15 protein-coding genes, 2 pseudogenes and 2 CRISPR repeat arrays are annotated in these 19,491 nt (G+C 71.0%); of the genes and pseudogenes, 8 read left to right on the forward strand and 9 right to left on the reverse strand.

All coding sequences use genetic code 11. From position 1 onward, the window contains the following. Positions 1-157: 157 nt before the first annotated feature. The 4 genes from OUQ99_RS13170 (at position 158) to OUQ99_RS13185 (ending at position 4,273) form a co-directional block, all read left to right on the forward strand. A complete protein-coding gene (locus tag OUQ99_RS13170; protein ID WP_267949730.1) occupies positions 158-952 on the forward strand; it encodes an IclR family transcriptional regulator in 795 nt (264 codons plus the stop codon). A gap of 166 nt (positions 953-1,118) precedes the next feature. Then, complete coding sequence (locus OUQ99_RS13175; RefSeq protein WP_267949731.1) at positions 1,119-2,171, forward strand: 2-dehydro-3-deoxygalactonokinase; 1,053 nt, start codon at positions 1,119-1,121, stop codon at positions 2,169-2,171. Between the two features lie 74 nt (positions 2,172-2,245). After that, a complete protein-coding gene (locus tag OUQ99_RS13180) occupies positions 2,246-2,908 on the forward strand; it encodes a 2-dehydro-3-deoxy-6-phosphogalactonate aldolase (RefSeq protein WP_267949732.1) in 663 nt (220 codons plus the stop codon). A 93-nt stretch (positions 2,909-3,001) separates the two neighbouring features. After that, on the forward strand, positions 3,002-4,273 hold the full coding sequence (locus tag OUQ99_RS13185) for an aminotransferase class I/II-fold pyridoxal phosphate-dependent enzyme (protein WP_267949733.1): 1,272 nt from the start codon (positions 3,002-3,004) through the stop codon (positions 4,271-4,273). Positions 4,274-4,389: 116 nt separating this feature from the next. On the opposite strand, the gene OUQ99_RS13190 is transcribed toward OUQ99_RS13185, so the two are convergent. The 3 genes from OUQ99_RS13190 to OUQ99_RS13200 form a co-directional block, all read right to left on the reverse strand. Next, positions 4,390-5,751, reverse strand: a complete 1,362-nt coding sequence (locus OUQ99_RS13190; RefSeq protein WP_267949734.1) for a YeeE/YedE family protein — start codon at positions 5,749-5,751, stop codon at positions 4,390-4,392. A 511-nt stretch (positions 5,752-6,262) separates the two neighbouring features. Continuing rightward, a complete protein-coding gene (locus tag OUQ99_RS13195; RefSeq protein ID WP_267949735.1) occupies positions 6,263-7,192 on the reverse strand; it encodes a universal stress protein in 930 nt (309 codons plus the stop codon). Positions 7,193-7,371: 179 nt separating this feature from the next. Then, positions 7,372-9,144: a hypothetical protein gene (locus OUQ99_RS13200; RefSeq protein ID WP_267949736.1), complete on the reverse strand. Its 1,773-nt coding sequence runs from the start codon at positions 9,142-9,144 to the stop codon at positions 7,372-7,374. 284 nt (positions 9,145-9,428) lie between these two features. Beyond that, positions 9,429-11,788: a CRISPR direct-repeat array (repeat unit 29 nt; unit sequence CTGCTCCCCGCGCACGCGGGGATGGACCC). A gap of 23 nt (positions 11,789-11,811) precedes the next feature. On the opposite strand from OUQ99_RS13200, the pseudogene OUQ99_RS31685 reads away from it, so the two are divergent. Further along, positions 11,812-11,948: pseudogene (locus tag OUQ99_RS31685) on the forward strand (Tn3 family transposase); the annotation flags it as partial. On the opposite strand, the pseudogene OUQ99_RS31690 reads toward OUQ99_RS31685, so the two are convergent. The 6 genes and pseudogenes from OUQ99_RS31690 to OUQ99_RS13225 form a co-directional block, all read right to left on the reverse strand. Beyond that, positions 11,936-12,301 (reverse strand): annotated as a pseudogene (locus OUQ99_RS31690) (DUF4158 domain-containing protein); the annotation flags it as partial. The pseudogenes OUQ99_RS31685 and OUQ99_RS31690 sit on opposite strands and share 13 nt — an antisense overlap. A gap of 175 nt (positions 12,302-12,476) precedes the next feature. Further along, positions 12,477-13,619 (reverse strand): Gfo/Idh/MocA family protein, encoded by a 1,143-nt coding sequence (locus tag OUQ99_RS13205; RefSeq protein ID WP_267949737.1) that lies wholly within the window; start codon positions 13,617-13,619, stop codon positions 12,477-12,479. A 168-nt stretch (positions 13,620-13,787) separates the two neighbouring features. Next, positions 13,788-14,510, reverse strand: a complete 723-nt coding sequence (locus OUQ99_RS13210) for an alpha/beta fold hydrolase (RefSeq protein WP_267949738.1) — start codon at positions 14,508-14,510, stop codon at positions 13,788-13,790. 51 nt (positions 14,511-14,561) lie between these two features. Beyond that, a complete protein-coding gene (locus OUQ99_RS13215; protein WP_267949739.1) occupies positions 14,562-15,467 on the reverse strand; it encodes an NADP-dependent oxidoreductase in 906 nt (301 codons plus the stop codon). A 52-nt stretch (positions 15,468-15,519) separates the two neighbouring features. Then, positions 15,520-15,834: a hypothetical protein gene (locus OUQ99_RS13220; protein ID WP_267949740.1), complete on the reverse strand. Its 315-nt coding sequence runs from the start codon at positions 15,832-15,834 to the stop codon at positions 15,520-15,522. Positions 15,835-16,028: 194 nt separating this feature from the next. After that, a complete protein-coding gene (locus OUQ99_RS13225; RefSeq protein ID WP_267949741.1) occupies positions 16,029-16,244 on the reverse strand; it encodes a hypothetical protein in 216 nt (71 codons plus the stop codon). A gap of 480 nt (positions 16,245-16,724) precedes the next feature. Next, a CRISPR array of direct repeats spans positions 16,725-17,730; the repeat unit is 29 nt; unit sequence CTGCTCCCCGCGCACGCGGGGATGGACCC. A gap of 114 nt (positions 17,731-17,844) precedes the next feature. Between OUQ99_RS13225 and OUQ99_RS13230 the strand changes: the two genes are divergently transcribed. The 3 genes from OUQ99_RS13230 to OUQ99_RS13240 are packed head-to-tail and all read left to right on the forward strand — an operon-like array spanning position 17,845 to position 19,458. After that, positions 17,845-18,078 (forward strand): hypothetical protein, encoded by a 234-nt coding sequence (locus OUQ99_RS13230; RefSeq protein ID WP_267949742.1) that lies wholly within the window; start codon positions 17,845-17,847, stop codon positions 18,076-18,078. An 8-nt stretch (positions 18,079-18,086) separates the two neighbouring features. Continuing rightward, positions 18,087-18,620 (forward strand): DUF6879 family protein, encoded by a 534-nt coding sequence (locus OUQ99_RS13235; RefSeq protein WP_346660251.1) that lies wholly within the window; start codon positions 18,087-18,089, stop codon positions 18,618-18,620. Then, positions 18,574-19,458 carry a helix-turn-helix domain-containing protein gene (locus tag OUQ99_RS13240; protein ID WP_267949744.1) on the forward strand — a complete coding sequence of 295 codons (885 nt, stop codon included), beginning with the start codon at positions 18,574-18,576 and terminating at the stop codon, positions 19,456-19,458. The genes OUQ99_RS13235 and OUQ99_RS13240 overlap by 47 nt, the downstream gene beginning before the upstream one ends. The last annotated feature ends 33 nt before the right edge of the window (positions 19,459-19,491 follow it).

Below are 19,491 nucleotides of genomic sequence, written 5' to 3' on the forward strand. Positions count from 1 at the left end.
CCACAAGATCAGTGCCAGAACCCATCCCCGTGCTCGTCAACAGGAGGTCCGGCGCTGCCGGGTGCGGTGTGAGCAGGGTGTTTGGTACGGCGAACCGAGTACCCGTACAGTGCAGATGACGATGCGGACAGTGCATCACTTATGCGATGGGACCGTGGTGGCAGCCGAACAGAGTGGGAACCAGTCCGTCGAGCGGGCGATCAGCGTGCTCCGCGCCTTCCTGGAGGGAAAGCCCGAGCTTCGGGTGTCCGACATCGCGCGGCTGACCGGCATCGGACAGTCCACCGTCTCCCGGCTGCTGGCGACCCTGGAGTCCGCGCGCCTCATCGGCAAGGACGAGGACAGCGGGTTCTTCCGCCTCGGCATGGACCACGTGTCGCTGGCCGCCGCCTTCCTCAACGGCAACCCCGTGCACCGCGAGGCCCGCCCCGTGGCCCAGCGCCTGGCCCAGGAGCTCGGCCTCGGCGCCAACGTCGCGGTCCGGGACGGGGACTCCCTGTTCTACCTGTGCAACTTCGAGGGGGCCCTGGCGCCCAAGGCCCACGTGCTCATGGGCAGCCGCAACCCCCTGCACGCCACCGGCCTGGGCAAGTGCCTGCTGCTGTCGAGCACCGCAGAGCAGCGCCGCGCCCTGCTCGGGGACGACCTCCACGCCTACACCGTCTCCACCGTCACCGGCCACGACGCCCTGGACGCGGAGATCGAGCGCTCCCGGGCACGGGGCTACGCCACCGAGGTCGAGGAGCTCGCCCTGGGGAGGGCCTGCGTGGCCGCCCCCGTCCGCGACGCCAGCGGCGAGATCGTCGCGGGCCTGTCCGTGTCCGGGCCGCTCAGCGCGATCGACCTGCACCGCCGCGAGGCGGAGCTCGCCGGGACCGTCATCGAGGCCGCCGACCGCGTCGCCCTGGCCCTGGGCTACCAGGCCCACCGCATCCTCGCCCCGAGGGGCTGACCCGGCCGGGGCCGCGCACCGCGTCCGGGAAGGGCCGGGTCCCGTCCCCGGTCAGGCCCCCATGGCGTCCGTCCATCCCTCTATGTGGGACGGTGTTCGACAAAGTGGGACGCCTCGCGTTACCTGTCGGCATAAGGCCAGACCACGGCACGACGGAGCGGATGCGATGGACGACTACTCGGCGGCCCGGCTCGTGGCGCTGGACTGGGGCACCAGCTCCTGCCGCGCCTACCTCCTGGCGGAGGACGGAACCGTCCTCGACCACAGGTCCACGGACGACGGCGTCATGCGCGTCACGGCCGGCGCGCGCGAGGCGGGCGACAGCAGGGAAGAGGCCTTCGACCGGGTGCTGCGCTCCCTGTGCCTGGACTGGGCGGAGGCCGCCCCCCGGGCGCTGCCCGTCGTCGCGAGCGGCATGGTCGGCAGCGACCAGGGCTGGGCCCAGGCGCCCTACGTCGAGCTCCCGGTCGACCCGCTGGCGACCGCGCTGCCCCTGACCAGGGTCGAGTCCTCCCTGGGGCCGGTCCACATCCTGCCCGGGCTCACCGCCCCGGGGCCCCTGCCCGGCCTCCTGCGCGGCGAGGAGACCCAGGTCGTCGGCGCGCTGCTCGCCGACGTCGCGGGGGACGCCACCGCGCAGCCCGGCGGGGGACGCGAACGGACCGTCGTCCTGCCCGGCACCCACGCCAAGTGGGTGCGGCTGCGCGGCTCCGTCGTCACCGGCTTCACCACCCACATGAGCGGCGAGGTCTACGCGCTGCTCATGGAGAACAGCATCCTCGGCCGCCTCGCCCGGCCGGCGGAGGGCGACCGGTGGGAGGCCTACGAGCGGGGCCTGGACGTGGCGATGGGCCCCGACGGGGACCCCGGGCTCCTCGGAACCCTCTTCTCCGCCCGCTCCCTCGTCGTCACCGGCCGGCTTCGGCCCGACCAGGTCGGCGACTACGTCTCCGGCCTCGTCATCGGCAGCGAGGTCCGCGGCGAGCTCCGCGGCGGTGCGGACACGCCCGGCACGGGCGACGTCCTCCTCCTGGGGACCGACGACCTGTGCGACCGCTACGGGCGCGCGCTCTCCCGGGTGGGCGTGGCCTCCGCCCGCGGAGCCACGGGGACCACCCCCCGCGCCCTGGCCCACCTCGCCCGGCGCGCGGGACTGCTCGGCGACGGCTCCGGCACGGCCGGACCCGACGACGCGGACCGCGCACCCGCAGCCCCCTGACGACCCACGCCCCGTCCGCGCGGCCGGTGGAACACCGGCGGGACCGGACGGCCGGACGACCCACGGAGAGAACCATGACCGACACACGCCGCCCCAGCGGGCTCATCGCCATCCTGCGCGGCCTGCCCGCCGCGGACGCCGCCCGCGTGGGCTCCGCCCTCTACGAGACCGGGATGCGCACCCTGGAAGTGCCCCTGAACTCCCCGGACCCCCTGCGCGCCATCGAGGTCCTGCGCGAGGAGCTGCCCGACGACGCCCGGGTGGGCGCCGGGACCGTCCTCACCACCGCGCAGGCGCGCTCCGTGCACGACGCGGGCGGTCAGATCGTGGTGTCGCCCAACGTCGACGCCGACGTCGTCCGCGCGACCGTCGAGCTGGGCATGGACTCCTACCCCGGCGTGGCCACGGTCACCGAGGCGTTCACCGCCGTGCACGCCGGCGCCCGCGCGGTCAAGCTCTTCCCCTCCACCCAGGTGGGCATCGACGGGATGAAGGCCTGGCGCGCGGTGCTGCCGGCCGACCTCGAACTCGTCCCCGTCGGCGGGATCGGCGCCGCCTCCCTGGGCGCGTGGGTCGAGGCGGGCGCCACCGGCTTCGGCATCGGCTCCGCCGTCTACCGCCCGGGGATCGCCGAGGAGGAGATGGTCGCGGTCGCCGCGGAACTCGTCGGAGCCTGGGACGAGGCGGCCCCGCGACTGCGCCGGCTGGGGGCGGACGGCCCCGCGACCAGCCGCTGAGGCCGCGGCGGGGCCCCGGGCGGTGAACGGCGGCCCCTCCCTTCTCGGTATCCTCGGCAGCGCCCCACGACGTATCCGCGAGAGGACTCCACCATGACCACCGAGCAGAGCCACGACGCCCTGGAAGGGCAGTTCGAGCGGGCCCAGAAGGACTACGCGGACCTGGCCGCCCGCGGCCTCTCGCTGGACCTCACCCGGGGCAAGCCCGCGCCCGAGCAGCTGGACCTCTCCGAGGCCCTGCTCGGCCTCCCCGGCGACACGCACACCGCCGCCGACGGCACGGACGTGCGCAACTACGGCGGGCTCCAGGGACTGCCCGAGCTGCGCGAGATCTTCGCCGGGGTCCTCCAGACGCCGGTCGGACAGCTGCTCGCCCTCGGCAACTCCAGCCTCGAGCTGATGCACGACAGCATCGTGCACGCACTCCTCGGCGTCCTGCCGGGCTCCGAGCGCCGCTGGGTCGACGAGGAGCGCATCGCCTTCCTGTGCCCCGTCCCCGGCTACGACCGCCACTTCGCCCTGTGCGAGCGCTTCGGCATCGAGATGATCCCGGTCGCGATGACCCCCGAGGGCCCCGACATGGACGAGGTGGAGCGCCTGGCCGCCGCGGACCCCGCGGTCAAGGGCATCTGGTGCGTGCCCAAGTACAGCAACCCGGACGGCGTCAGCTACAGCGACGAGACCGTGGCCCGCCTCGCGGCCATGCCGACCGCCGCCCCCGACTTCCGGATCTTCTGGGACAACGCCTACGCCGCGCACCACCTCACCGACGAGCCCGTCGAGATCGCCGACGTCCTCGCGGCGTGCGCCGACAGCGGCAACCCCGACCGGGTGTTCGTCTTCGGGTCCAGCTCGAAGATCACCTTCGCCGGCTCCGGCGTCGCCTTCTTCGGCTCCTCGCCCGCCAACGTCAAGTGGCTGCTCGCCAACAACAGCAAGCGCTCCATCGGCCCCGACAAGGTCAACCAGCTGCGCCACGCGCAGTTCCTGCGCGACGAGGCGGGCGTGCGCGCCCACATGGACCGCCAGCGCGACCTGCTGCGGCCCAAGTTCGACGCCGTGCAGCGGATCCTGGAGGCGGAGCTCGGCGGCACCGGCCTGGCCACGTGGACCGAGCCCAAGGGCGGCTACTTCGTCACCCTGCGGGTCCAGGACGGCTGCGCCAAGGAGGTCGTCCGCCGGGCGTCCGAGGCGGGCATCGTGCTCACCCCCGCCGGCGCCACCCACCCCTACGGCGACGACCCGGACGACGCCACCATCCGCATCGCGCCCAGCTACCCCGGCCAGGAGGACCTGGAGCAGGCCATGCACGGCCTGACGGTCTGCGTGCGCCTGGTGGGGATCGAGAAGCAGCTGAAGGGCTGACCCGGGGGGGCCGGGGCGGCCGACGGCCGCCCCGGCGCCCCGTTCCCGTGGAACGGGAACGGGAACGGCCCCGCCCGCGTTCGCGCGGGCGGGGCCGTGGTGCTCCTGGGGCCGGGTCAGCAGACGCTGTCACTCGGCTTGGGCACGCCCAGGCCGAACAGGGTGCGGGCGCGCAGCCCGGCCCAGGTCCCGGCCAGCGCGAAGACCGCCCACAGCCACCCGTGCAGGCTCCCCGAGCCGATTCCGGCCAGGTAGGCGCCGATGTTGCAGCCCCCGGCCAGACGGGCGCCGATGCCCATCAGGACGCCGCCCGCCAGCCCGGCGGCGACCAGGTTCCAGCTCAGGCCGGTGTGCAGCTTCCACGTCCCGGCGGCCCCGGCGGCCACCGCCGCGCCGAGGATGATCCCGATGTTGGTGAGGCTGTTCTTGTCCTGGAGCACGGGGCCGGCCAGCTGCTCGGCCTGGGCCGGCTGGCTCCAGAACGCCCAGGTCTCCGGGTGCAGGCCGACCAGCTGCAGGGCCTTGGCCCCCCACAGGTTGAACGCCGAGGTGATGCCCCAGGGGCCGCCGGAGACCACCAGCACGGCGGTGCCGAGCACGGCCAGGACCAGCGCCCCGGCGATCAGCGGCCAGCTGCCGCGCACCACGCGCAGCGCGCCCCGGGCCGAGGGCGGGGCGCCCACGGGCGGCGGGACGCGGCGGTTCTGCACCGCCCGGGTGCCCACGACCAGCGCCGCCAGCAGGGCGATCGTGATCGCCCAGGAGCCGCCCCAGCCGACGTGGTCGGAGAGCAGGAACGGCGGCAGCGCGGGCAGGTCCGCGACCAGCGGCCACGCGGCGCTGTAGATCACCGAGCCCGCGATGAACCCGACCAGGGTGATGACGATCGCGGACTGGCCGGAGCCGACCGCGAAGAGGGTGCCCGAGGCGCAGGCGCCGCCGAGCTGCATGCCGATCCCGAACAGGAACGCCCCCAGGAACAGGGCGATGCCGATGGGGCCGGCCGACGGCGCCGGGGCGCTGCCGAACAGTCCGGTTCCGGTGCCGATGACCAGGGCGAACAGGGTCGCGGTCGTGCCCAGCAGCACGGCGTGGGCGCGCAGGCCCGTGCCGTTGCCCACGGCGAGGAACTGCCGCCAGGCGGAGGTGAAGCCGAACCGCGAGTGGAACAGGGTGAAGCCGAGACCGGTGCCCAGCACGAGCAGGACGGCGGGCAGCGCCCCGTGGGTGCTCCCCACGTAGGCGGCCAGCGCGAGCGTGACCGCCAGGGCGATGCCCAGCGGCCACCAGCGGACCGGCTCCGCCTCGGCGGCCCGGGGCGGGGGCGCGGAGAGGGCGGGCCGCCAGGTCAGGGCGAGGGCGGGCGAGACGGTCGCCGTGGCGGTGCCGGCGGCCGACCCGGGGGCGTCGGCGGCGGGGCCGCCGACGCTTCCCACCGAGTCGGTATTTCCGGGCGGTGAGGTGGGGTTAGTGGTCATGCGGGTGCTGTCCAAACCGTGCGGTGGCGGGGAACGGCGGCGGTCCTGGGACGGACCGGTGCCGTGGAACAGGGATGACTGCGTCCGGAGGGACGGGGACCGGTACCGGGCACGGGCGCCCGTGAGGAGGCGGGGGAGGGAACCCCGGGGCCTCGCGTCAGCGCACGCCGTCGCGGCACCGGCGGCGACAGAGGCCGTCATCGGTGCTCGTCAGCGACATGGAGATGAGGACCATGCGCAGGAAGCGGGCTGTATCGGACACGGCGAACATTCTAGGACACAGCACTCGTACGGCAACGGGTGGGCACCGTGTGACGCGCCACCACGGGGCCGAGGGGGCGCCGGGGTGCGACCGGGCGGTAGCGGAGGAAGCCGGGGCGGGGGCGGACCGGAGCGGAACCGGGGGAGGGGCCGCCCCGCCCGGGGCGCCGCCGCGCACCCCGGACGGGGCCGCCCCCTCGGGCCCGGCTCCACGTGCTGCCGGACGGGGCGCCGACCCGGCCCGCCGCGCTCACTCCGTCGCGTCCACGCCCTTGGGCAGCACCACGACCGGCACCGTGGCGCTGTGCAGCACCCCCTGGCTCACCGATCCCAGGATCAGGCCCCGGATGCTGCCCCGGCCGCGCGAGCCGACCACGATCAGGTCCGCCTCGGCCCCCGCCTCGACCAGGGCGTCCACCGGGTTGCGCTCGGTGCGCACGACGGTGATGTCCACGTCCTCGGTGCTCTCGTCCATGACCTCGGCCAGCACGCCCGAGACCAGCTCCTCCGAGCGCCGGTCCAGCAGGTCGTCCGGCGGGGTCCAGCCGGCCGCGACCAGCGACTCGGTGGCGAACGGCATCGGGACCTCCCAGCTGTTCACCACCACGACCGAGGCCGCGCCGCCGCGCACGGCCTCGTGCAGGGCGAAGCCCAGCGCGCGTCGTGAGTCCTCCGAGCCGTCCACGCCCACCACGATCCGCTGGGGTTCGCGCAGGGGTGGGGTCTCGCCCTCCGGGGCGGGGACGACGACCACCGGGCACTCGGCGTGGGAGGCGAGGCGCACGCCCGCGGAGCCGGCGAGGGCGGAGCGGACCGGTCCGAGCCCGCGCGTGCCCACGACCACCAGGTCGTGCGGGCCGGTGCGGTGCAGCAGGGCGAGCGGGGGCTCCTCCAGGGCGAGGACCGTCTGCACGTCCACCTCCGGCCGGAGGGAGCGCGCGTGCTCGGCGGCCTCGGCCAGGATGCGCCGGCCCTGGTCGGCGATCTCCTCCGATGCGGGGAAGCGCGTCGGCCCGGTGTAGACGGACACCACCAGCGGCATGGACAGCGCGTGCACCACGTACAGGGGAACACCCCGTCGCACGGCCTCGGCCGTCGCCCACTCCAGCGCCGACCGCCCGGTCGGCGATCCGTCGACCCCCACCGCGACCTTGGGGGATGGTAGCTGCTCGTCCGCCATGAAACCTCCTTCGTCCGGGGATGTCGGATTCCCCGTCGAGACTGCCGTACCCGGGATCTCCAGCCCCAACAGTCCCGTGGCGTGGCGGGAAATTCGTCACACCGGACGACGTGCGTCCCGGGCCCTCCGGCCCATGGGCGGGCCGGGGCGGGGCCGGAGGGCCCGGAGGGCGGCCGGTCCTACACCGCGCCGGTGTGCGCGTCCAGCCCGGCCCCGATCAGCTTGAGCGTGGGCCGGTGGTCCACCACGGCGGCGAGCCTGACCAGTTCGGCGTGGGAGGTCCCGTCCCCGATCCGGCCCAGCGCCGTCGCGCACGCGTTGGCGAGCGCCGGCCTGTCCGGTCCCTGGCCGGGGACCCTGACCAGGGCCTTCTCCAGCAGCGCGCCCAACCCGCTCGCGGTGTGCGCGTGCCCGGGGAGGAAGGACAGGAGCCGCACGAGGCCGCGGACGGCGATGTCGTTGAAGCGGTCGTGCCGGACGTCGTTCTCCAGCGGCAGCGAACGCGGTTCCCCCACCAGGGCCAGCCAGCCCAGCACCCGCTCCCGGAACTCGTCCGCGTCGACCCCCGCGAGCAGAGCCCGACCCCTCCTCTCCCAGGTCGCGCTCGGCCTGCTCGCCTTCGCCGTCGCGGCGTGCGCGACCAGGTCGCGCCACGCGTCCGGGAGGTCCGCCAGCTCGGCGAGAGCGTGGTCCGTCCACTCGTCGCCCGCGTTGACCACCGGGTGGGCGGTGAGCAGGCGCACGACCTCGCCCAGGGGCACGTCGGACCCGTAGCCCTCACCCCAGTAGCGCCGCAGGGTCCGGCCGAAGCTGACCGGGACGTCGCGCCCGGAGACCAGTTCCACCCAGACCATGTGGACACAGCCCTGCCCCCAGAAGGCCGCCGCCGTCGCAGCCGACAGCGCCTCCTGGCGCGTGTGCGCCATGACGTCGTCGGGGCGCCCCGGGGCGAGCATCGCGTGCATCCTGGCGATCCTGTCCCGCCGCGCCCACGAGTCCGTCGCCCCGTACAGCTCGACGCAGACCTGGGCCAGGCGGTCCCGGAGGTCCCCGGGCAGGGTCGGGAGCAACCTCGCCCCGGTGAACTCCTTGTCCGCCAGGACCATCTCGCACGCCGCCGCCGCGTCGACCGGGAGGACCTCGCGCCACATGGCCTCGAACTCGTCTGAGAGCGTGAGCCCGCCCGGGAGCGGGGGGAAGAGGAGCGCCGCCTCCAGCCACAGGGTCAGCTCCGTCCTCTCCGGGGTCCGTGCCCCCTCGCGGAGCGAGTGGGCCTCACCCGCGAGCCGCTCCCGCACCTCCGGGGGAAGGGCCCGCAGGCCGGACATCACCCGGAGGAACGAGTCGGGGGCGAGCACCGCCTCCACCTCGGCGGAACCGTCGCGCCCGAGGACCTCGCGGACCACGGGTTCGAGGTCCTCGAACCGCAGCAGGTTCAGCTGGTAGTGCGAGAGGGCCGTGTGCAGCCAGAGGACGCTGTTCCTCCGCTCCGGCGTCCGCGCAGCCCCGTGGAGCTCGGCCAGGGCGTCCGTCAGGCGGTGCCGGTACGACTCGTGGAGGCCCCGCAGGCGCTCCGCCGTCCGGCGGGGGTTCCCGGCGGCGAGGGCGGTCTCGCAGGCGTCGGCGATGTCGCGGGAGGAGGCGGCGACCAGGACCTCGATCTCGAGGTGGTCCTCCTCCAGGAAGTCCAGCCGGCACCCCAGCAGCGCGGTGTGCAGCGTGAGGACGGCGTTCCGCCGTTCGGGGGTCGCCGCTGCCTCCCTGAACAGCTCGACGCAATGTTGTGCCAGCCGTCTCACGGCCTTGGTGGGGAGGTCGGACAGTCCTTTCGCCGCGTGCGGGAAACCCGGGTGGGCGAGGGCCCGTTCGCACGCCGAGGCGGGGTCGTCGCGTTCGACGTCGGCCAGAACGGCGGCGGGGAGTGGGGGCGCTTCATGCGTCGCTTGGGTCATGCGCCGACCCTAGGGACACCTGCCGACAGCGCGTATCGGCTCAAGGGAGGAGAGGGGTGGCGGGAGCCGTTGGGAGCCGGCGGGGCGAGGACGGGGCTGTACATTGGGCTTTCGCGCCACCGGGACGGGATGGTTGCACGCGGCGCGGCCAGTCCGGTTGGTCGGAGGAGAACGTGCTTACTCGTGACGTAGAACCCCTAAAGGCTGATATGTCCTCGGTGTCTGTTTTTCGAGAAGTTGGAAAATCGGCTGCTTGCCACTGGTAAGTTTGCTGGTCGTTCGCTCTGCTCCCCGCGCACGCGGGGATGGACCCTGCTACCCCTCCACCAAACCCATGGCGAAAGACTGCTCCCCGCGCACGCGGGGATGGACCTCACCTGGCACCTGGACGTCAAGCCCCTGATCGCTGCTCCCCGCGCACGCGGGGATGGACCCGGCTCCTTGGTGGCCTCGGTGGCGTACTGGGCCTGCTCCCCGCGCACGCGGGGATGGACCCGGCGACGACCCCACCGGGCGGCTCCTCGCCGACTGCTCCCCGCGCACGCGGGGATGGACCCAGTCCAGTCGCACTGAGTGCTTGCCTTCCTCCCTGCTCCCCGCGCACGCGGGGATGGACCCAGCGCCGCACCCTCCTGCGCGAACGCGACGCCCTGCTCCCCGCGCACGCGGGGATGGACCCGCGAAGGCCCGGCCGCCTCAGGCGGCCGGGCACTGCTCCCCGCGCACGCGGGGATGGACCCTCGGCCTCCAGCTCCTCCAGGGGGCGGGGCGCCTGCTCCCCGCGCACGCGGGGATGGACCCTCCGCGCCCCATCCGGCCACGGCCGGAGGGGTCTGCTCCCCGCGCACGCGGGGATGGACCCCTGGGCGGGAAGGGCTGGGAGCTGGTCTCCGACTGCTCCCCGCGCACGCGGGGATGGACCCCGGTGCGGTGCCGTTGGACCCGGCGTCCACCACTGCTCCCCGCGCACGCGGGGATGGACCTATTGGATTGCTATTTCCGGTAATCCAGAAATTCTGCTCCCCGCGCACGCGGGGATGGACCCTCCGTGGCCTCCATCGCCCGCCTGCTCGGGGTCTGCTCCCCGCGCACGCGGGGATGGACCCCCCCAGCCCGATACGCCCGGGCCCAACGCCGCCTGCTCCCCGCGCACGCGGGGATGGACCGACCAGCATCATGTCCGCGGCGCGCTCCTGCTGCTGCTCCCCGCGCACGCGGGGATGGACCCAGCATCACCACGTCGCTGTCCTGCTCCAGGCTCTGCTCCCCGCGCACGCGGGGATGGACCCGAGTAGCCCGACTCCGAAAACTCCGCGGCCTCCTGCTCCCCGCGCACGCGGGGATGGACCCATCGGCACCGGCCGCGCGGCCACCCGGCGCGACTGCTCCCCGCGCACGCGGGGATGGACCCTACCCCACCGCACCCGACGCACCCGAAGCCATCTGCTCCCCGCGCACGCGGGGATGGACCCGTCGTCATCATGTACGGCGGAGACGTGCCCGACCTGCTCCCCGCGCACGCGGGGATGGACCCGTCCGCAAGAAGCGGAGCAGACGCCGACGACGCTGCTCCCCGCGCACGCGGGGATGGACCCGGCATGCGGGGGTGGGTGGGGGCGCTGCAGGTACCACCGTCGGCTGCTCCCCGCGCACGCGGGGATGGACCCACCCACTGACCAGACCGACCGACCACCCCGGGGCTGCTCCCCGCGCACGCGGGGATGGACCCACGAAGACCCGCCCCGCCGACGCCCCCACCTACTGCTCCCCGCGCACGCGGGGATGGACCCGGCAAGATGCGTTCGACCGAGCTGGAGGTCCGCTGCTCCCCGCGCACGCGGGGATGGACCCCACCTCGGACAGGAGATCGCCACGGGGAACGCCTGCTCCCCGCGCACGCGGGGATGGACCCTCTCCCCGTGGACAGGGAGGCGATCGAGGACCCTGCTCCCCGCGCACGCGGGGATGGACCCTGGGTCGAGGAGAAGGGCGAAGGGATGTCGGCCTGCTCCCCGCGCACGCGGGGATGGACCCCGGACGCGGCAGGACCATCCGTGGGCGATGAGCTGCTCCCCGCGCACGCGGGGATGGACCCGAGCAGGTTCGGCGCGAGCTTGGGGCGGACGGCTGCTCCCCGCGCACGCGGGGATGGACCCAGAAGACGACCATTCCGGCGCTGCGCCCCTATCTGCTCCCCGCGCACGCGGGGATGGACCCGGCTGACGTCCTCGAGCAGGTGCTCGCCTACTCTGCTCCCCGCGCACGCGGGGATGGACCCAGACCGCCGCCCGCGCCACAGGCGACCCCCGCCTGCTCCCCGCGCACGCGGGGATGGACCCGCCCTGGACGAGTTCCACGGGCGCCCCGGCGTCTGCTCCCCGCGCACGCGGGGATGGACCCAACCACGATGACCACCACGAACAGCTCATCCACTGCTCCCCGCGCACGCGGGGATGGACCCCACCTCCCACTCGTCGTCGAGCGTGCCCGTCTCTGCTCCCCGCGCACGCGGGGATGGACCCCGGAGATCTTTCGGGGCTGTGGGCAGCAGAAACTGCTCCCCGCGCACGCGGGGATGGACCCGGTGCCGTAGGCGCGCTTGTGCCCCGACACCTCTGCTCCCCGCGCACGCGGGGATGGACCCGGGGTTCGCCGGGCGAGTCCTGTGGTTCGACGCTGAACGTGGTGGAGAACTCCCACGGCATCCATGACGAGATCCTCTACCGCAAGACCGGCGAGCTGTCCTCCAACCGGCTGAGGAGCAGGAGCTGACCATGCTCGCCCTGCACATCCTCCAGGCGTGCTCGTAGGTGGTCTGGGCCCGGGTGCGGTACTCCTCCAGGCGGCCCGGGTCGACGTCGAGCTGGTCGGCGACGAAGGCCACCGCGCGTTCGGGGACCCGGGTGGGGTGGTCGGGGACCCGGGTGGGGTGGTCGGGGACCCGGGTGGGGTGGTCGGGTTGGAACACCCCGAGCGTGCGTACCGTGCCCCACTGCACGGCCCACCCCAGCCGGGTGGTGGGGGTGCGTTTGCCCGTGGCCAGTTCCAGGGCGTGGGGGATGAGGCGGAAGAACTGTTCCAGGTCGCCCGCCGAGAGCTCGGCGGGGAAGCGGGCGTAGCGGGCGATCTGCTCATCGGAGAGGTATTCATGCGGCATGGCCACGAACGTAGGGGCCGCGAACAGGACAGGCCGGCCCCGTCATCGAACCGTCGTCCAGATCACGGCTCTACCGTTAAATCCTGTAGCAATCCTCCTCGACCTCCGTGATCAAGTCAGGGTTAGCTCGAGGATCGCCATCTCCTCGGGTCCTGCGGCAGTGCCTCTCCCGGGTTCAAAGATTGGAGTTCATTCGGTCGGGGCGGGACAGATGCTGCCGATGACCTGTTTCAGCGGCCCGTGTGATCGCCTCGAGTACCCGGTGGCGATCGAGTGCGACCGCGAAATCCGGCGCATCGGCGGTTCCGTCGCGGAGGTCAGCGGCGAACTGGGCGTAGAGGCGGGCGACCCCCGCTGCGGGTGCGTCGAGTTGCAGGTCGGGAGCCGCATAAGCGGGGGGGACCTGCAGCACTTGGACAGGCTCGCTGCCGCGGCGCAGCGTGATGGTGAAATCGGTGAAATGGATGTAGCCCGACGCCGACTTCACACGCACACTGCCCTCGGTGCCCTGGATCTCCCATACCATAGCCGAGCCGGCAGACTGCCCGGCACTGTAGTGCAGCGAAGTGACGATCCCGCCTTCGAGAACGCCGGCGACGACGATCTCATCCGGCGCGTCCTTCGGCAGCGACGCGCCATCGGAGAGGCGGACGCCGTCACCGCGCTGATTGGCGACGACGGCGGACAGACTCTCGAACGTGCCGAGCACGCGCGCAAGCGGTTCGAGCCCGTGGCCGAGCATGATGCTCAGAAGCGTGGCGCCATGTTTTGCGTGAGCCATGTACTCGACCGGCGGGTCATATCGGCCGACCCACATGTCGTCGGTCAAATGCGCCCGGATGCTCGTGCTGAGCGGCTTGCCGATCACGCCTTGCGCGATGAGGTCGCGAAGGAAGAGGATCGGCGGGTGCAGGCCGCCCTGCAACCCGACAACCGTCCGCAGCCGTCGCTCGCGGGCAAACCCATCCAGAGCTTCGGCCTCCGACAGGTTTCTTGCGAGCGGCCATTCGCAATAAACCATCTTGCCCGCGGCCAGCGCGTCGGAAACAATCTGCTTGTGCTCCGGCACCTTGACCGCAACCACCACCAGGTCGACCTCTGGTCGCACGACCAGAGCCTCATGTGTGTCGAAGGCGAGATCGGCGCCCAGCCGACGAGCGGTCGCGTTCGCGCTCTCCATACGAGTCGTACTGACGGCGCGGATCTGGAACGCGTCGAGCGCCTGCAGCGCCGGGACGTGAGCGATTCCGCCCCAACCCCGATCGGCACTAGCCCCGATAAGGCCGACGCCGATCCGGGTATTTGCTGAATTCTTCATCAGGATGCTCCTGCCGTGTGCAGACCCGGCAACGCTCTCCGGGCTTTGTCACGATGATTCGTTTCCGGATAAATGCGTGGGCACTCGGGCTCACCATGGCGAGCGAGCAATTGTTGCCGTTTGCGTAGCGGCCGCGGGGTTTGAGCCCGAGTGACCCAGGCGCAGGTTTTACACGTGAGCCCAGTGGGCCTCGAGTTCGCGCGCGACATCGGCCGGACGCTCTATCATCGGCCAGTGCGAGCTGCGCAGCTTGAAGACGGCACGTGCGCGTGTGGCATTACCGAGCTCGTCGGCGAAGCGGTGGGGAAGAAACGGATCGTCCAGGCCCCAGATCACTAGCGCTGGTGCGGTCACGTTGCTCAAACCTGGCTTCCACTCCGCCCCGACCTCGATCGCCGAACGGTAAAGGGCGAGAATGCTTGCTCTCATAGTGGCATCGAGATGCCGGACCGATTCGTTTGCCGCGTCGCGCGGCATCTGTGCCTCGTTGAGGCTTGCTGCGAACGCCTCGAGGTCGAGGTCCGCCATCCATTGCTCGCCCTCGCCCGGCGTTTGCCAGATCTTGGCAAGATAGTGCCACGGATACTCCGGATCGATTGGTCCGCTGATGCCTGTCCATGTCCGCACCAGATCTGGTCGGATAGACGCGAGACGGCCCGTGAGCAGAGATCCCCAATCATGACCGACCAGGTCGACGGGTTCGCCGATTTCTTCGATCTTCTTAACAAGCCAATCGAGATACTCTTCTTTCGTCGACGTGAATCCCGCTGGCAGGGGTACGCCAAACCCGGGGAGATCGATCGTCACAATATCTTCGCGTTGAAGATGGGAACGGACAGTGTCCCAAAGCCGGTGGGTATCAGGTACACCATGGACGAGGACTGCAGGCATTTCGGATTCTCCAATTGTTTGTTGTCTTGGTTGAATGGCCGGTCGGCCGGGTCAGGGAAGGAGGATGACTTTGCCGTGGGTGTGGCCCGTGGCGACGAGGCGATGAGCGTCCGCGGCCTCGTCGAGTGGGAAGCTCCGGCCGATGCGTGCGGTCCATGCGCCGGCGGCGATCAGATCCAGGGCTTCCTGGACAGGGCCGCGGTCGCGGTTCCCGCTGCCCCCGGGGCTGAATGCGACGCCGTATTGTGCGGCATCGCGGTCGGCGAGCGTCACGATCCGGTCGGGGCCGCCGAGAAGATCGACGAGGGCGGGAAGGAGCCCCTTGCCGGCGGTGTCGAGCGCGGCGTCGACCCCGCCCGGAGCGGCGGCACGGATGCGATCGACCAGGCCCGGGCCGTGGGCGACAGGGGTCGCTCCGAGACTCCTGACGAAGTCGGCGTTGGCAGTCCCGGCGACGCCGATCACCGTCACACCGCGCTGTCGCGCGAACTGCACGGCGGCGCCGCCCAGAGCACCGCTCGCGCCGGTGACCACGAGCGTATTACCCGGGCGAATGTTCAGAAGCCCGAGAGCCCTCGCCGCGTTGTCGGCGCCGATGACAGTAGCCGCGGCCTCCTCGAAGGAAACGCCGTCGGGGATCGTCGCGAAGTTGCTGCTGACCGTGTACTCGGCGTAGGAGCCCTGGGTGGCGGAGTCCGGCCACCCGGCGACGCGGTCGCCGACCACGCCCTCGTCGACGCCCGGGCCGACCGCCTCGACGACGCCGGCGAACTCGAATCCGATGATGGCGGGAGTACGCAGGCGGAACGCTCCGGCGCGTGCCTGGATCTCCGCCGGGTTCACCCCGGCGGCGTGAACCCGCACCAGTACTTGGCCCGGACCCGGCACCGGTCGCGGAGCCTCCGCAATCCGCAACACGGAGGGTTCGCCGAACGAGGTGATGACGGCGGCTTTCATGATGATCCTTCTCATATACGAGGGCTATTTGCTCGCACCGTTCAGAACGGTGTCAGGTCAGGAAGGCCGGAGGATTCTCGCCCCGCAGGCGGTAGTCGGGCCGGGGCCGTTCGAGGCGGATCGATTCCAGCACGGTGTACGCGTGGTACTTGGTCTGGGCGGTGGCTCCTGCCAGCCGTTCCCGCCAGAGCCGGCCGTCGCTCGTCTCCTTCTCGAGGACGTGGCGGGTGGTGTAGTTCGCCATGGAGCTGATCCAGTTCTCCGTACCGACGAAGATCCTGTTCCAGCCGGTGCCGGTCACGATGTCGCGGAATTCGAAGGGCCCGTCCTGCGCTTCGAGAACAGCGGCGCGCGCGGAGGTGGTCATACGCCGTGAGCCTGCCGCGAAGCGCCGCGAGGGCCATGGTGACGAGGGACTGAAATCATCAACGACTCCCTGATAGGGGGGTGGGCCTCAGGAACCCTTCAGCGGGCCCTAACCTATGGCGGCCGCCCGTGCCCGCAAATCGGTCGCCGTATCCGTCACGGCAGTAATGCACGGTGCCGCGAGGTGCGTTGGCGTCACTGCCGGACGCCGGTCCGGGCGGCTTGTTCGACTCGGGCGGTGAGACGGCTGTTGTGGGCGGCGTGCTGGAAACCCGGGGTGTGGTGGGTGCCGTTCGTGATGTCGCCGGCCAGGCTGGTGTAGACCTCGCCGACGTCGATGGAAGCGCCCGTCCAGATGTCGGCGGCGGCCTGGCCCGCGCCGCAGCCCAGCAGGCACGCGAGAGGATCCACCAGACCTCCGGCCGGGCCCGCGAGCGGTCCAGGGCGGGCCGCGAGCGCCAGGAGAGCGCGCCCCCGCAGCCCTAGCGGCACACCCCGCCGGGCCCCACCCGCGGCCCCGGCTACGGCAGGTAGTCTTCCCCGGGCTGTTTGCCTGGTCATCGGCGATCTTCCGTGGGATCGGAGTCGGCTGTCTGGAGAACGTCTAAGTTACTCGCGGGTTAGTTGGCACACCGACAGGGCGTATCGGCTCAAAGGAGGAGAGGGGCGGTGGGAGCCGTTGGGAGCTCGCGGGCCGAGGGCGGGGCTGTACATTGGGCTCTCGCGCCACCGGGACCGGGATGGTTGCACGCGGCGCGGCCCGGCTCGTCGGAGGAAAACATGCCTACTCGCGACTTGGAACCCCTGAAGGGTGCTATGTCCTCGGTGTCGGTTTTTCGAGAAGTTGGAAAATCGGCCGCTTGCCGCTGGTAAGTTTGCTGGTCATCTTCTCTGCTCCCCGCGCACGCGGGGATGGACCGACTTGACCCGCAGGGAGAACATCCGGTCGACGCTGCTCCCCGCGCACGCGGGGATGGACCCCGTCCCTGGGGCACCTCACCCAGATGGCCCTGCTGCTCCCCGCGCACGCGGGGATGGACCCTCGGGCCTCACCGGCACCCATGCGGCCCCGGACTGCTCCCCGCGCACGCGGGGATGGACCCGGCTGGAGCTGGCTGTAACCCCACCCTGAGAGCTGCTCCCCGCGCACGCGGGGATGGACCCCGCATCAGCGAGGCGGCGGTGCCCGGCGCGGTCTGCTCCCCGCGCACGCGGGGATGGACCCCCGCGTCGTCTCCCCCAGTGGCGCGCGGGCACCTGCTCCCCGCGCACGCGGGGATGGACCCCTCGCCCAGTTCCCCCGGGACTGCCACACCATCTGCTCCCCGCGCACGCGGGGATGGACCCTGCTACCCCTCCACCAAAACCATGGCGAAAGACTGCTCCCCGCGCACGCGGGGATGGACCCGCGGAGACGGTGTTGGCCTCGGTGTCGCACACCCTGCTCCCCGCGCACGCGGGGATGGACCCACCGCAAGGACGGGAAGGCCCGGGAGCGGGTCCTGCTCCCCGCGCACGCGGGGATGGACCCTCGGGCTGGTTGCGCACGTCCAGGGGGATGTACTGCTCCCCGCGCACGCGGGGATGGACCCTTCTTCACCTGCCTGGCCTGCTTCAGACCGAGCTGCTCCCCGCGCACGCGGGGATGGACCCCGGGCGCGGAACGCTGCGGCCGGCCGGGAGCACTGCTCCCCGCGCACGCGGGGATGGACCCACCGGGGCGGTCTTCTTCGAGCCGATGCGCGGCTGCTCCCCGCGCACGCGGGGATGGACCCGCCGGGCACGGCATCAACGAGGTCCGCTCCGTCTGCTCCCCGCGCATGCGGGGATGGGCTCTAAAAGTAGAGGTCGTACTCGTAGTTCTGGCCGTGCTCCCCGCGCACGTGGGGATGGTCCCGCTTCGGTGATGGTGGCGGTGTGGTCGGTCACCTGCTGCTCTTGACCGCAGTAGTCCGGGACACGACGATAGATGAGCAATGTCCAGCAACTTGCTAGCAAGGAGGCCACCCCCATGCACGCGAAGTTCCTCGGCAAAGACCCTGAGTCTCAGGAAGGCCAGTCGCCTACCCTGTTCGCCACGGACAGGACGGACCGTGTTACCTACATCGCCCAAGGCTGGAAGGTAACCGACCCCCAGGTGCTCGCCGATGTCGGTCCTGTACCAGACCACGAGACGCTGATCGAGATCCCGGAAGATGTCCTCAAGTTCTACGCCCGTCGCTACCAGGAGGAGGAAGGACACTGACCCGGTTCATCGAGCCTGGCCCCGAGTTTGGCCAGCTCTTCCGCACGTTCGAGCACACCGCCTTCCGGTTGGAGACCCGCGACGAGTACGTGTCTACCAACGAGTCGGAAGCTCTGCGCCAGTTCGTCGCAGGTGAGCCGGTAGACATGGCTTGGTTTGATAACTGGCTGGGCATGATCCGGCATGCGACCAAGGAAGGGCGTCGCTTCAGTCGTGTCCGGGTGGTGTCAACTCCCCTCACTGACTACAGCCGCTTCGGAGTTTTCTGTTCCGAGCACACCAACGCTGCGGGCGAGGACATCCGCTATCTCGTGCGCGGCGATGCCGCAGGCCTACCCGACTACGACTACTGGTTGTTCGACTCGTCCAAGCTGGTGCGTATGCACTTCGATGACGAGGAGAACTTCCTTGGGGGCGAGGTCATTGATGACCCAGCCGTCATCGTGAAGCACAACTACTGGCGCGACGCTGCCTGGCACAAGGCGGTACGACGGGATGAATTTGCCGCAGAGCAGGGCAGTTGGCGTGTCGAACGTCCATGAGGCACGCACAGCGCTAGGAAACCGACTCCGCGGGCTCCGTAAACAAGCCGGTCTATCCGGCAGGGAGCTCGCGGAGTCGTTGTCATGGCAAGCTTCAAAGATTTCGAAGATCGAAAATGGCAAGCAGACACCAAGTGATCAGGACGTCCTAGACTGGACGCGGGCGACCAACAGCGAGTCCGAGGCAGAAGACCTCCTCGCCTCTCTCCATACTCTCGAAATTCAGCATGCCGAGTGGCAGCGGCAGCTTAGGGCCGGCCTCAAGTTGCACCAGAACGAGATCGCAGAACTCAACGCACGCACCCGCTTGTTCCGCGTGTTCGAGTCAACTTATATCCCCGGTTTACTTCAGACGGCCGGCTACGCTAGGTTCCGCTTCGCACAGAGCATCACGGTTTTCAAGATTCGCAACGACATCAATGAGGCCGTACAAGCCCGCATACAGCGTCAGGACATCCTCTACCGTCCTGACAAGCGGTTCCACTTCGTCATCACCGAAGCCGCTCTGCGCTACCGCCTCTGTCCTCCAGAGGCCATGCTCGCCCAACTTGATCGGCTTGTTTCAATGTCGGCGCTGCCCAACGTGCGCCTCGGCATCATCGGCTTCGAGACGGCCTACGTGGTAGCACCGGCTCATGGTTTCTGGCTCCTGGACGATGAGCGCGTCATGGTTGAGACGTTCTCCGCTGAACTCAATCTTGCTCAGCCACAGGAGACGGGCCTTTACGGCAGGGTCTTCGAGTCGCTGGCAGGAGTCGCTAGTTACGGCCGGTCAGCTCGCGCGATCATCACGCGAGTTATTGACGATCTTTCGTCCGAACTCCCCGAGAATGGCTAGGACTTGCTCGGACTCGTGACCCTATGAATGTTG

The sequence above is a fragment of the Streptomonospora nanhaiensis genome, from assembly GCF_026642255.1.
Lineage (GTDB): Bacteria > Actinomycetota > Actinomycetes > Streptosporangiales > Streptosporangiaceae > Nocardiopsis > Nocardiopsis tropica.

Coding starts and splice junctions, on each gene's coding strand:
- OUQ99_RS13195 (WP_267949735.1), bottom strand. CDS start 7,192: ATGGCGGACGAGCAGCTACCATCCCCCAAGGTCGCGGTGGGGGTCGAC.
- OUQ99_RS13230 (WP_267949742.1), top strand. CDS start 17,845: ATGCACGCGAAGTTCCTCGGCAAAGACCCTGAGTCTCAGGAAGGCCAG.
- OUQ99_RS13180 (WP_267949732.1), top strand. CDS start 2,246: ATGACCGACACACGCCGCCCCAGCGGGCTCATCGCCATCCTGCGCGGC.
- OUQ99_RS13240 (WP_267949744.1), top strand. CDS start 18,574: ATGAATTTGCCGCAGAGCAGGGCAGTTGGCGTGTCGAACGTCCATGAG.
- OUQ99_RS13175 (WP_267949731.1), top strand. CDS start 1,119: ATGGACGACTACTCGGCGGCCCGGCTCGTGGCGCTGGACTGGGGCACC.
- OUQ99_RS13215 (WP_267949739.1), bottom strand. CDS start 15,467: ATGAAAGCCGCCGTCATCACCTCGTTCGGCGAACCCTCCGTGTTGCGG.
- OUQ99_RS13200 (WP_267949736.1), bottom strand. CDS start 9,144: ATGACCCAAGCGACGCATGAAGCGCCCCCACTCCCCGCCGCCGTTCTG.
- OUQ99_RS13220 (WP_267949740.1), bottom strand. CDS start 15,834: ATGACCACCTCCGCGCGCGCCGCTGTTCTCGAAGCGCAGGACGGGCCC.
- OUQ99_RS13205 (WP_267949737.1), bottom strand. CDS start 13,619: ATGAAGAATTCAGCAAATACCCGGATCGGCGTCGGCCTTATCGGGGCT.
- OUQ99_RS13190 (WP_267949734.1), bottom strand. CDS start 5,751: ATGACCACTAACCCCACCTCACCGCCCGGAAATACCGACTCGGTGGGA.
- OUQ99_RS13210 (WP_267949738.1), bottom strand. CDS start 14,510: ATGCCTGCAGTCCTCGTCCATGGTGTACCTGATACCCACCGGCTTTGG.
- OUQ99_RS13185 (WP_267949733.1), top strand. CDS start 3,002: ATGACCACCGAGCAGAGCCACGACGCCCTGGAAGGGCAGTTCGAGCGG.